We start from the raw sequence: 12,619 nt of genomic DNA on the forward strand, positions 1-12,619 counted from the left end.
CGATGGGGCACTGGATTCGCGGCGCCGTCAACTAGAGTCATTAGTTAACCGCTACGTCCACCGCGAGGCACTGAAGGGCGATCGCCATGGCAGCTCCGGAACGGCCGTCGGCGGCTGGGCGCCAGCGTGCGGGCAAATCGGCTTCGCGCCCGGCCAAGCTGAGCCGCGAGGGCATCGTCGACGGCGCACTGACCTTCCTGGACCGGGAGGGCTGGGACTCGCTGACCATCAACGCGTTGGCGACGCAGCTGGGGACCAAGGGCCCGTCGCTGTACAACCACGTGGACAGCCTGGAGGACCTGCGCCGAGCGGTGCGGATTCGGGTCATCGACGACATCATCAGGATGCTGAACAGGGTCGGCGAGGGTCGCGCCCGCGACGACGCCGTGCTCGTCACGGCCGGCGCCTACCGCAGCTACGCCCATCACCACCCAGGCCGGTATTCGGCGTTCACCCGGATGCCGCTCGGCGGTGATGACCCCGAGTACGCGGCGGCGACCCGGGGCGCGGCCGCACCGGTGATTTCCGTGTTGTCCTCCTACGGTCTTGACGGTGACGAGGCCTTCTACGCGGCGCTGGAATTCTGGTCGGCGCTGCATGGCTTTGTGCTGCTGGAGATGACCGGCGTGATGGACGACATCGACACCGACGCGCTGTTTTCCGACATGGTGCTGCGGCTGGCGACGGGTCTGGACAGGCGCACCGCGCGCGACGGCGCTGCCCCGAATTAGGACAGAATTAGGAGACCGGCCGCCGCTTTGACCTGCGAGACCGGCGACGGGTATCGTGGTAGCTCGTGCCTGGCGGCTTACGGCGCCTGACGTAAGGAAGTGGATGCCGGGCTAATTCGCATGTCCACGACGCAACGGATTTGATCCAGTGCTTGGCGCATGCGACACACCCGGCCGCGGGGTACTCGGACGGGTCGAAACTGCAGTACACAGACTTAAAGAGCTTGACCAGAACACGAACGCCAACACAGAAAGCCGGTAGATGCCAACCATTCAGCAGCTGGTCCGCAAGGGTCGTCGGGACAAGATCGCAAAGGTCAAGACCGCGGCTCTGAAGGGCAGCCCGCAGCGCCGTGGCGTATGCACCCGCGTGTACACCACCACTCCGAAGAAGCCGAACTCGGCGCTTCGGAAGGTTGCGCGCGTGAAGCTGACGAGTCAGGTCGAGGTCACGGCCTACATCCCCGGCGAGGGCCACAACCTGCAGGAGCACTCGATGGTGCTGGTGCGTGGTGGCCGAGTCAAGGACCTGCCCGGCGTGCGGTACAAGATCATCCGCGGTTCGCTCGACACCCAGGGTGTCAAGAACCGCAAGCAGGCTCGCAGCCGTTACGGCGCCAAGAAGGAGAAGAGCTGATGCCGCGCAAGGGACCCGCGCCCAAGCGTCCGTTAGTCAACGACCCTGTCTACGGATCGCAGCTAGTCACCCAGCTGGTGAACAAGGTTTTGCTCAAGGGGAAGAAATCGCTCGCCGAGCGCATTGTTTATGGTGCGCTGGAGAACGCCCGGGAGAAGACAGGTACCGACCCCGTGATCACGCTCAAGCGTGCTCTCGACAACGTCAAGCCCGCCCTGGAGGTGCGTAGCCGCCGCGTCGGTGGTGCTACCTATCAGGTGCCGGTCGAGGTGCGTCCGGACCGGTCCACCACGCTGGCGCTGCGCTGGCTTGTCAGCTTCTCGCGGCAACGCCGGGAGAAGACCATGATCGAGCGGCTGGCAAACGAGATTCTGGATGCCAGCAATGGCCTCGGGGCCTCCGTCAAGCGGCGTGAGGACACCCACAAGATGGCCGAGGCCAACCGCGCCTTCGCGCATTATCGCTGGTAGATCGCTCCGGCGACGATGCCGGAGCCGTAACTGCTGCGAATTAAAAGCTAACCAAGCAATCGAAAGAGTGGGAAGACTTCTGTGGCACAGAAGGACGTGCTGACCGACCTGAGCAAGGTCCGAAACTTCGGCATCATGGCGCACATCGATGCCGGTAAAACCACGACTACCGAGCGGATCCTGTACTACACCGGCATCAACTACAAGATCGGTGAGGTCCACGACGGCGCCGCCACCATGGACTGGATGGAGCAGGAGCAGGAACGCGGGATCACCATCACCTCCGCGGCGACGACGACGTTCTGGAAAGACAACCAGCTCAACATCATCGACACGCCCGGCCACGTCGACTTCACCGTCGAGGTGGAGCGCAACCTGCGGGTGCTCGACGGGGCCGTCGCCGTGTTCGACGGCAAAGAGGGTGTCGAACCGCAGTCCGAGCAGGTCTGGCGGCAGGCCGACAAGTACGACGTCCCGCGCATCTGCTTCGTCAACAAGATGGACAAGATCGGCGCGGACTTCTACTTCTCGGTCCGCACCATGGAGGAGCGGCTCGGGGCCAACGCCGTGCCGATCCAGCTACCGATCGGTGCCGAGGGCGACTTCGAGGGCGTCGTCGACCTGGTCGAGATGAACGCCAAGGTCTGGCGCGGCGAGACGAAGCTGGGCGAGACCTACGACACCATCGAGATCCCGGCCGACCTCGCCGAGAAGGCCGAGGAATACCGCACCAAGCTGCTCGAGGTCGTCGCGGAGACCGACGAGGAGCTGCTGGAGAAGTACCTCGGCGGCGAAGAACTGACCGTCGACGAGATCAAGGGCGCGATCCGCAAGCTGACGATCGCCTCCGAGATCTATCCGGTGCTGTGCGGCAGCGCGTTCAAGAACAAGGGCGTGCAGCCGATGCTCGACGCCGTTGTCGACTACCTGCCGTCGCCGCTGGACGTCCCACCCGCCATCGGGCACGCCCCCGGCAAGGAGGACGAGGAGATCGTCCGGCACGCGACGACCGACGAGCCGTTCGCCGCGCTGGCGTTCAAGATCGCCACGCACCCGTTCTTCGGCAAGTTGACCTACATCCGCGTGTACTCGGGCACCGTCGAGTCGGGCAGCCAGGTCATCAACGCCACCAAGGGCAAGAAGGAGCGCCTGGGCAAGCTGTTCCAGATGCACTCCAACAAGGAGAACCCCGTCGAAAGGGCCAGTGCCGGCCACATCTACGCGGTGATCGGCCTGAAGGACACCACCACCGGTGACACTCTGAGCGACCCGAACCACCAGGTCGTCCTCGAGTCGATGACCTTCCCCGACCCGGTGATCGAGGTGGCCATCGAGCCCAAGACCAAGAGCGACCAGGAGAAGCTGAGCCTGTCGATCCAGAAGCTCGCCGAAGAGGACCCGACCTTCAAGGTGCACCTGGACCAGGAGACCGGCCAGACCGTGATCGGCGGCATGGGCGAGCTGCACCTGGACATCCTGGTGGACCGCATGCGCCGCGAGTTCAAGGTCGAGGCCAATGTCGGCAAGCCGCAGGTCGCGTACAAGGAGACGATCCGCCGCTTGGTGGACAACGTGGAATACACCCACAAGAAGCAAACCGGCGGCTCGGGCCAGTTCGCCAAGGTGATCATCAAACTCGAGCCGTTCACCGGCGAAGACGGCGCCACCTACGAGTTCGTGAACAAGGTCACCGGTGGCCGCGTGCCCCGCGAGTACATCCCGTCGGTGGACGCCGGCGCGCAGGACGCCATGCAGTACGGCGTGCTGGCCGGCTACCCGCTGGTCAACCTGAAGGTCACCCTGCTCGACGGTTCGTTCCACGAGGTCGACTCGTCTGAGATGGCATTCAAGATCGCCGGCTCGCACGTGCTGAAGAAGGCTGCCGCGCAAGCGCAGCCGGTGATCCTGGAACCGATCATGGCCGTCGAGGTCACCACGCCCGAGGACTACATGGGCGATGTGATCGGCGACCTGAACTCCCGCCGTGGCCAGATCCAGGCCATGGAGGAGCGGGGCGGTTCGCGCGTCGTCAAGGCGCATGTGCCGCTATCGGAGATGTTCGGCTACGTCGGCGACCTGCGGTCCAAGACTCAAGGCCGGGCGAACTACTCCATGGTGTTCGACTCGTACGCCGAAGTTCCGGCGAACGTGTCGAAGGAGATCATCGCGAAGGCGACGGGTCAGTGACCGAAGACGACGGCGAGTAAGCGAAGCTTACGAGCAAGGAGTCGAGGGTCAGTAACGGCCAGCAACGGAGTAACCTTGCCGGGTCATTGGAATGCCTTGGGCGCGGCACAACTGAAAACACCAACACTGCTTAACAAAGCACCAACAAGTCGGAGGACGCAAAAGTGGCGAAGGCGAAGTTTGAAAGGACCAAGCCCCACGTCAACATCGGGACCATTGGTCATGTTGACCACGGCAAGACCACACTGACCGCGGCTATCACCAAGGTCCTGCACGACAAATATCCGAACCTGAACGAGTCCAAGGCGTTCGACCAGATCGACAACGCGCCCGAGGAACGTCAGCGCGGTATCACCATCAACATTTCGCACGTCGAATACCAGACCGAGAAGCGGCACTACGCCCACGTCGACGCCCCTGGTCACGCCGACTACATCAAGAACATGATCACCGGCGCGGCGCAGATGGACGGCGCCATCCTGGTGGTCGCCGCGACTGACGGCCCGATGCCGCAGACCCGCGAGCACGTGCTGCTGGCCCGCCAGGTCGGCGTGCCCTACATCCTGGTCGCGCTGAACAAGGCCGACGCCGTGGACGACGAGGAGCTGCTCGAGCTCGTCGAGCTCGAGGTCCGCGAGCTGCTGGCCGCCCAGGAGTTCGACGAGGACGCCCCGGTTGTACGGGTCTCGGCGCTGAAGGCGCTCGAGGGTGACGCGAAGTGGGTCGAGTCCGTCGCCGAACTGATGGATGCGGTCGACGAGTCGATCCCGGACCCGGTCCGCGACACCGAGAAGCCGTTCCTGATGCCCGTCGAGGACGTCTTCACCATCACCGGTCGTGGCACCGTGGTCACCGGCCGTGTCGAGCGCGGTGTGATCAACGTGAACGAGGAAGTCGAGATCGTCGGCATCAAGCCGACCAGCACCAAGACCACGGTCACCGGTGTGGAGATGTTCCGCAAGCTGCTCGACCAGGGGCAGGCCGGCGACAACGTCGGACTGCTGCTGCGTGGTATCAAGCGTGAGGACGTCGAGCGCGGTCAGGTCGTCGTCAAGCCCGGCACCACCACGCCGCACACCGAGTTCGAGGGTCAGGTCTACATCCTGTCCAAGGACGAGGGCGGCCGGCACACGCCCTTCTTCAACAACTACCGTCCGCAGTTCTACTTCCGCACCACCGACGTGACCGGTGTGGTGACGCTACCGGAGGGCACCGAGATGGTGATGCCCGGTGACAACACCAACATCTCGGTGAAGCTGATCCAGCCCGTGGCCATGGACGAGGGCCTGCGGTTCGCGATCCGCGAGGGTGGCCGCACCGTCGGCGCCGGCCGGGTCGTCAAGATCATCAAGTAGGTCCCTACAGCACAAGCCCGGATTGCCGATAATCGGCAGTTCGGGCTTTGTGCATTCGGGTCACCGTGTAACGCATGCGCTCGATTAGCACCTAATCCGCGAAACCGCAGGCGGCTGCCTCGGATCGCGTAACCATCGGCGCTTATTGGGTCTGTGTCTAGTTACCGGGCGATTTCTGACGGCAGTGGCCATGCCTGGAGGTTGAAATGTCGTTCGTGATTGCGGCACCCGAGTACGTAGCGGCGACGGCGACAGATCTGGCGAATATCGGCTCGACCATCAGTACGGACAACGCGGCCGCTTTGGCCCCGACGTCGCGGGTGCTGCCCGCCGCTGCCGACGCGGTCTCGGCGGAGATCGCCGCCCTGTTCGGCGCGCACGGCCAGGCATATCAGGTGCTCAGCGCCCAGGCGGCGTCTTTTCATCAGCAGTTCGTGCAGCTCATGACCGGCGGCGCGACGCAATACGCCCTGGCGGAGGCCGCCAACGCCTCGCCGCTGCAGACCTTGGTGCAGGATGTGCTGGGCGTCATCAACGCGCCCAGTGAGCTGCTGACGAATCGCCCACTGATCGGCGATGGCGCCAATGGGGGGCCGGGACAAAATGGCGGGCCAGGCGGCTGGATCCTCGGCAATGGCGGCAGCGGCGGTGCCGCCACCGTCGCCGGGATGAACGGCGGGAACGGAGGCGCGGCCGGGCTGATCGGTAAGGGCGGGGCCGGTGGCGCTGGCTTCATGTCTCTTTTCAGCGATGCTGCCGGTACCAATGGCGGCGCCGGGGGTCACGGTGGGTGGTTGTTCGGCAGTGGAGGGGCGGGTGGGCCCGGCGGGCCGGGTGGAAACGGGCAGGTCGCTGGGCAGAGCGGCGGTGACGGCGGCAACGGCGGCGCCGGTGGGCGCGCGGGATTGTTCGGTGGCATCGCTGGGGCCGGCGGAGATGCCGGGCAGGGCGGCAACGGATACTTCGACGCGACGCATGCCGCAAGCGGCGGTGACGGCGGCGCAGGCGGGGGTGGTGGGATCGCGGGGTTGGTCGGCGCCGGTGGACACGGCGGGAGCGGCGGGAACGGCGGGTTGAACAACACCGGTAACCCAGGCCAAAGCGGGGGGCCAACGGCGGAATCGGCGGAAATGGTGGGGCCGGCGGCCTCGGCGGGCTGTTGTTCGGGGTCGGCGGGACCGGCGGAAACGGCGGCACCACTGAAGGATTGAGTCTGCCGAACCAAGTCGATGGTGGCTTTGGTGGTTTCGGCGGTCAAGCCGTCCTGTTCGGCAGGGGCGGTGCCGGCGGGGCGGCCGGCGCTTACTTGGGCGGCGGCACCGGACTCGACGGACTTGGGGGTTACGGCGGTTACGGTGGCCTGCTGTTCGGCGCCGGCGGATCCACCGGGACGGGGTTGGGCGGAGATGGCGGCAATGCCTTTTTCTTCGGCAACGGCGGCCCAGGCGGCGTGGCCACTGGACCGCAAGGTCTTGCCGGATGGGGCGGAAACGGTGGCTTTTTGATCGGCAACGGAGGTGCCGCCGGGGCGGCCACCGGTGCCGGTGGCCTGGGCGGTAACGGCGGTGCCGCGGGATTCATCGGCAATGGCGGCGCCGGCGGCGACGGTACCCAGTTGACGGGGACGGCTGGCGCCGGCGGCGCCGGCGGCAAGCTGCTCGGCGCGCACGGTCCGGCCGGCACCGTACTGCCATGAATCCAACGCGGCCACGCGCCCCGAGTCGCGATGTGACGCCGTGTCACGGGATGAGACGAGGGCGGCCGGCTGGTCCGGGCTTTGTTATCGGTTTGGGCCATTCGGTACCTTTGGCAGCGCGGGCGTGGCAGGATACGATTTGCGCTTGTTGAGCCCGTGTCTGATGCCCGGGCGAGTTGTTCGTTTCGTCGTGGCGTGGCCTGGAGGTTCGGATGTCGTTCGTCTTCGCGACGCCGGAGTTTGTGGCCGCTGCTGCGAGCGACTTGGCGAATATCGGTTCGACGATCAGTTCGGCCAACGCGGCGGCTCTGACCCCGACGTCGGGGGTGTTGGCCGCGGGTGCCGATGAGGTCTCGGCGGTCATCGCGGCACTGTTTGGGGCGCACGCGCAGGCGTATCAGGCGCTCAGCGCTCAGGCGGCGTCGTTCCACCAGCAGTTTGTGGAGCTCATGAGCGGCGGCGCGACGCAGTATGCCCTCACCGAGGCCGCGAACGCCTCCCCGCTGCAGACCGTCGAGCAACTTGTGACGAGCGCCGCCAGTGCACCCGCTCAGGCGGTGACTGCGGCCCCGCTGATCGGCAACGGCACCAGCGTCCCGCCGGCAACCGCGGCCAGCGGTGGGTTCGTCGCCCTTAGCCCCGGCATTAGCGGAGGGGCCGGCCAACTGGTCAGCACGGTCACTGCCACCGGCGGCGTCGGCCCCGTCGCCGCAGCCATCGGCAACATCGGGGGCGGGGGATCGTTCGGTACCGGCGCGGTCGGCGCCGCCGGCAGCTTCGCCGCCAGCGAGAACGTCGGCGGTGCGACAGCGGCCGCGGCAAGCGCCGAAGAGCTCGGCGTCAGTGGGACGCCGGTGGTCGCGGCGGATTCGGCGATGATGACGCCGTTAGCGGCGGTGCCGGCGGCAACGGCGGTCAATTCTCCGGCAATGGCACGACCCGCAACGCCAGCCTACGCACCGGCAGCGGCGGAATCTCGCGAGGAGTGAGCGGCTACTCCCGGCCGAAATCCTCCCGAAAGCGCAAGCGAGAACCACCATCTGCTTTATCGAGTCTCCGGACCGACCGGGGGACTGACTTGGCGGTGGCCGGGAGGTCCGGATGTCGTGGGTAGTCGCAGCACCCGAATACGTCTCGGCGGCGGCGTCAGATCTGGCGAATATCGGTTCGGCAATCGGCTCGGCCAATGCGGCGGCTCTGGTCCCGACGTCGGGGGTGCTGGCCGCCGGTGCCGATGAGGTCTCGGCGACCGTCGCGTCGTTGTTCGGCGCGCACGCTCAGGCGTATCAGGCGCTGAGCGCCCAGGCGGCGTTTTTCCATCAGCAGTTTGTGCAGCTCATGAGCGGGGGCGCGACGCAGTATGCCGTCGCCGAGGCCGCCAACGCCTCGCCGTTGCAGACCGTGGAGCAGGACGTGCTGGGCCTCGTCAACGCGCCCAGCCAGTTGCTGACTGGGCGCCCGCTGATCGGGAACGGCGCCAACGGTGGGCCGGGACAACCTGGTGGGCCCGGCGGGTGGATCATCGGCAACGGCGGCAGTGGCGGTGCCGCCACCGTCGCCGGGGTGGCCGGCGGCAACGGTGGCTCGGCGGGCCTGATCGGCAAGGGCGGCCCGGGCGGGGCCGGCTTCGGGCCTACGCTCAGCAACGCTGCCGGTAGCAATGGCGGCTCCGGGGGCAACGGTGGCTGGTTGTTCGGCACCGGCGGGGTCGGCGGGGCGGGCGGGGCTTATCAGGGAGGCGGAACCCTCGCGACCGACGGATGGGGGGGTGACGGCGGCAACGGCGGGTTTGTCATGGGCGGCGGCGGCGCCGGTGGACCCACGGGGACGGGGATAGGCGGATTCGGCGGCTACGCCGGGCTGTTCGGCATCGGCGGCCCGGGCGGCACCGCGACCGGCACCCGCGGCTACGGCGGCTTCGGCGGCATCGGCGGGCTGATTTACGGCGCCGGCGGCACCGGTGGGGCCGCCACGGGAGCGTTCGGGGCTGCCGGCGAAGGCGGCCGGGCCGGGGTCTTCGGCGCCGGCGGCGTCGGCGGCGAGGCCACGGGACTCGACGGGGAGGCCGGGTGGGGAGGATTCGGTGGCGGGCTGATCGGCCCCGGAGGTGCCGGCGGGACCGCCACCGGACCCGGTGGCCTGGCCGGTACCGCCGGTGGTGGCCTGCTCATCGGCCACGGTGGCCCGGGCGGGTCCGCAACCGGCCCGGGCGGCCAGGGTGGTAACGGCGCCAACGCCGCGCTGATCGGCAATGGCGGCGTCGGTGGCAACAGCACGCAGCCGGCGCTGGCGGGCGGCGCCGGCGGCCCCGGCGGGTCGCTGTTCGGTGCGCCCGCCGCCCCGGGCACGGTGCTGCCGTGAGGCCGTTCGGCGGTTTGCGTAGCGTTTTCGCTACCGCCGGACGGGCGCTAATCTGACACGAACTTCCCCAGCAAGGCGAGGAGAGACCGGTGTTGGCGCGCTACCTGAAGGCACAGTTAATGGTTTTGCTGTGCGGCGGCCTGGTCGGGCCGATCTTTTTGATCGTCTACTTCACCCTCGGGCTGGGCAGCCTGCTGCAATGGATGTTTTACGTCGGCCTCTTCATCACCGTGGCCGACGTACTGATCGCGCTGGCGCTGGCCAACTACGGGGCGAAGTCGTCGGCCAAGACGGCGGAACTCGAGCAGAGCGGGGTGCTGGCGCTCGCTCAAATCACCGGAATCACCGAGACGTCGATGTGGGTCAACAACCAACAGGTGGTGAAGGTGCACCTGCGCATCGCGGGATCCGGGTTCTTGCCGTTCGACACTGAGGATCGGGTCACCGCCAGCGTCACCCGCCTGGGCAACCTCAACGCCCGCAAGCTCGTGGTCCTGGTCAACCCCACCACCCAGGAGTACCGAATCGACTGGGAGCGCAGCGCTTTGGTCAACGGGCTGGTGCCGGCGCAGTTCACCCTGGCCGAAGACAACAGGACCTACGACCTGAGCGGGCAAGCCGGCCCGCTGATGGAGATCCTACAGACCCTCAAGGCCAACAATGTTCCGCTCAACCAGGCGGGCGACCTCCGGTCCAACCCGGTGCTGCGCCAGCAGATCCAAGCCGTGGTGCGCCGGGCGGCCGAACAGCAGGCGCCGGCCGCCCAGCCGGCACCGGGGGCCGGCCCGGCGCCGGTCGTCACGCCACCGCACCCGTCGGTCGCCCAGCGGCTCCAAGAGCTGGAGTCGCTGCGCGCCACCGGTGCGGTGACCGACCAGGAGTACAGCAGCCGGCGGGCCCAGATCATCTCGGAAATCTGACCCCTGCGGGCGAGTTAGAACACGTTTCAGTTTCGCTGCTAGCCTGGCTGCGTCGAAAGGGCGCTGGGAAGGGGCTGGACGTGGCTGGATCACTGCAAGGACGGGTGGCATTTGTTACCGGCGCGGCCCGTGCCCAAGGCCGGTCGCATGCGGTGCGCCTCGCCCGGGAAGGCGCCGACATCATCGCGCTCGATATCTGCGCGCCGGCGTCGGCCAGTCTGACCTACACCCCGGCCACGCCCGAGGATCTCACCGAGACCGTCCGCCTGGTGGAAGCCGAGGGACGCAAGGTGCTGGCCCGCGAGGCGGACATCCGCGACGACGCCGCGCTGCGGCAACTGGTGGCCGACGGCGTCGAACAATTCGGCCGGCTGGACATCCTGGTGACCAACGCCGGAGTGCTGGGCTGGGGCCGGGTTTGGGAGCTCACCGACGAGCAGTGGGACACGGTGATCGGGATCAACCTGACCGGCACCTGGCGCACCTTGCGCGCCGCGATTCCCGCGATGATCGAGGCGGGCAACGGGGGGTCGATCATCGTCGTCAGCTCGTCGGCGGGTCTGAAGGCCACGCCGGGCAACGGCCACTACGCGGCCAGCAAGCACGGGCTGACCGCGCTGACCAACACGCTGGCCATCGAGCTCGGCGAATACGGCATCCGGGTCAACTCCATCCACCCCTATTCGGTCGACACCCCAATGATCGAACCGGAGGCGATGATGGAGATATTTGCCAAGCATCCTCGCTACGTGCACAGCTTCCCGCCAATGCCGATGCAGTACAAGGGGTTCATGACGGCCGACGAGGTTTCCGACGTCGTCGTCTGGTTGGCTGGTGATGGCTCGGGCACACTGTCGGGCACCCAGATCCCCGTGGACAAGGGCGCCTTGAAGTACTAATTCGCGATCGTGTATGAACACCACGTGACCACAGGCTCCGAAAACGGCTCCGAAAACGGCTCCGAAAAAGGAATCGTGATCGTCGGTGGCGGCCTCGCTGCCGCCCGGACCGCCGAGCAACTGCGTCGGTCGGACTACACCGGCCGCATCACCATCGTCAGCGACGAGGTGCACCTGCCCTACGATCGCCCGCCGCTGTCCAAGGAGGTGCTGCGCAAGGAAGTCGACGACGTGGTCCTCAAACCGCGCGAGTGGTACGACGAGAACGACATCACGCTGCGACTGGGTTCGGCCGCCACCGGCCTCGACACTGCCGGGCAGTCGGTGACACTGGCCGGCGGAACCGCGCTCGGCTACGACGAGCTCGTCATCGCTACCGGGTTGGTGCCGCGGCGCATTCCGGCGTTCCCGGATCTCGAGGGCATTCGGGTGCTGCGCTCGTTCGATGAGAGCATGGCGCTGCGGGAGCACGCGTCCGCCGCCCAGCACGCCGTCGTCGTCGGCGCCGGTTTCATCGGCTGCGAGGTGGCGGCCAGCCTGCGCAGCCTGGGGGTGGAGGTCGTGCTGGTCGAGCCGCAGCCGACGCCGCTGGCGTCGGTGCTCGGCGAGCAGATCGGTGAGCTGGTGGCCCGGCTGCACCGCGACGAAGGCGTCGACGTCCGCCTCGGGGTCGGTGTGGCCGAAGTGCGCGGCCAGGGGCATGTCGACACCGTGGTGCTGACGGACGGCACGGAGCTGACGGCCGACCTGGTCGTGGTCGGCATCGGATCGCGGCCGGCGACCGAGTGGCTCGAGGGCAGCGGCATCGAAGTCGACAACGGTGTCATCTGCGACGAGGCCGGACGCACCAGCGCCCCCAACGTGTGGGCGCTCGGCGACGTCGCATCGTGGCGTGATCCAACGGGACACCAAGCGCGCGTGGAACATTGGAGCAACGTCGCCGACCAGGCCCGCGTTGTGGTGCCCGCGATGCTGGGCCAAGACGTGCCGTCGGCCGTGGTCGTCCCGTATTTCTGGAGCGACCAGTACGACGTCAAGATCCAATGCCTGGGGGAGCCGGAAGCCACCGACACCGTGCACCTCATCGAAGACGACGGCCGCAAGTTTCTGGCCTACTACGAACGCGACGGAGTGTTGGTCGGCGTGGTGGGCGGCGGCATGCCCGGCAAAGTCATGAAAGTCCGGGGCACGATCGCCGCCGCCACGCCCATCTCCGACCTGCTGGGCTGACTAGGCCCGGTGGCCCGCCAGCGCGGCGCCGGAAATGGTGGCCTCGATCACGCCGGCCAGTTCGCGGGCGATCGCCGGTGCCGCGGCGACCGTCGAGCCGGACCGGTGGGTGTGCGGGTCGCCGTGCGCGTCG

The 12,619-nt window shown here is 67.4% G+C and carries 9 protein-coding genes and 2 pseudogenes; all 11 read left to right on the forward strand.

Annotated elements, in window-relative coordinates; all coding sequences use genetic code 11:
* Window positions 1-86 precede the first annotated feature (86 nt).
* The 11 genes and pseudogenes from ACLP4W_RS23105 to ACLP4W_RS23155 all read left to right on the forward strand — a co-directional run bounded on the left by ACLP4W_RS23105 (window position 87) and on the right by ACLP4W_RS23155 (window position 12,486).
* On the forward strand, window positions 87-731 hold the full coding sequence (locus ACLP4W_RS23105; protein WP_442389740.1) for a TetR/AcrR family transcriptional regulator: 645 nt from the start codon (window positions 87-89) through the stop codon (window positions 729-731).
* A 262-nt stretch (window positions 732-993) separates the two neighbouring features.
* Window positions 994-1,368: a 30S ribosomal protein S12 gene (rpsL, locus tag ACLP4W_RS23110; protein ID WP_007167812.1), complete on the forward strand. Its 375-nt coding sequence runs from the start codon at window positions 994-996 to the stop codon at window positions 1,366-1,368.
* Window positions 1,368-1,838 carry a 30S ribosomal protein S7 gene (gene rpsG / locus ACLP4W_RS23115; RefSeq protein ID WP_066907284.1) on the forward strand — a complete coding sequence of 157 codons (471 nt, stop codon included), beginning with the start codon at window positions 1,368-1,370 and terminating at the stop codon, window positions 1,836-1,838. The genes rpsL and rpsG overlap by 1 nt, the downstream gene beginning before the upstream one ends.
* 81 nt (window positions 1,839-1,919) lie before the next feature.
* Complete coding sequence (fusA, locus tag ACLP4W_RS23120) at window positions 1,920-4,025, forward strand: elongation factor G (RefSeq protein ID WP_442389741.1); 2,106 nt, start codon at window positions 1,920-1,922, stop codon at window positions 4,023-4,025.
* A gap of 164 nt (window positions 4,026-4,189) precedes the next feature.
* On the forward strand, window positions 4,190-5,380 hold the full coding sequence (gene tuf / locus ACLP4W_RS23125; RefSeq protein WP_442389742.1) for an elongation factor Tu: 1,191 nt from the start codon (window positions 4,190-4,192) through the stop codon (window positions 5,378-5,380).
* A gap of 206 nt (window positions 5,381-5,586) precedes the next feature.
* Window positions 5,587-7,076, forward strand: a pseudogene (locus ACLP4W_RS23130) (PE family protein).
* Between the two features lie 212 nt (window positions 7,077-7,288).
* Window positions 7,289-7,663 (forward strand): annotated as a pseudogene (locus tag ACLP4W_RS23135) (PE family protein); the annotation flags it as partial.
* A 514-nt stretch (window positions 7,664-8,177) separates the two neighbouring features.
* Window positions 8,178-9,437, forward strand: coding sequence for a PE family protein (locus ACLP4W_RS23140; RefSeq protein ID WP_442389743.1), 1,260 nt, complete (start codon window positions 8,178-8,180; stop codon window positions 9,435-9,437).
* An 89-nt stretch (window positions 9,438-9,526) separates the two neighbouring features.
* Entirely contained in the window at window positions 9,527-10,357 is an 831-nt protein-coding gene (locus tag ACLP4W_RS23145; protein ID WP_442389744.1) for an SHOCT domain-containing protein, read from the forward strand.
* A gap of 74 nt (window positions 10,358-10,431) precedes the next feature.
* Entirely contained in the window at window positions 10,432-11,256 is an 825-nt protein-coding gene (locus ACLP4W_RS23150; RefSeq protein ID WP_442389746.1) for a mycofactocin-coupled SDR family oxidoreductase, read from the forward strand.
* Window positions 11,257-11,280: 24 nt separating this feature from the next.
* A complete protein-coding gene (locus tag ACLP4W_RS23155) occupies window positions 11,281-12,486 on the forward strand; it encodes an NAD(P)/FAD-dependent oxidoreductase (RefSeq protein ID WP_442389745.1) in 1,206 nt (401 codons plus the stop codon).
* Window positions 12,487-12,619: the final 133 nt, after the last annotated feature.

The organism is Mycobacterium sp. (assembly GCF_052145595.1).
Taxonomy (GTDB): domain Bacteria; phylum Actinomycetota; class Actinomycetes; order Mycobacteriales; family Mycobacteriaceae; genus Mycobacterium.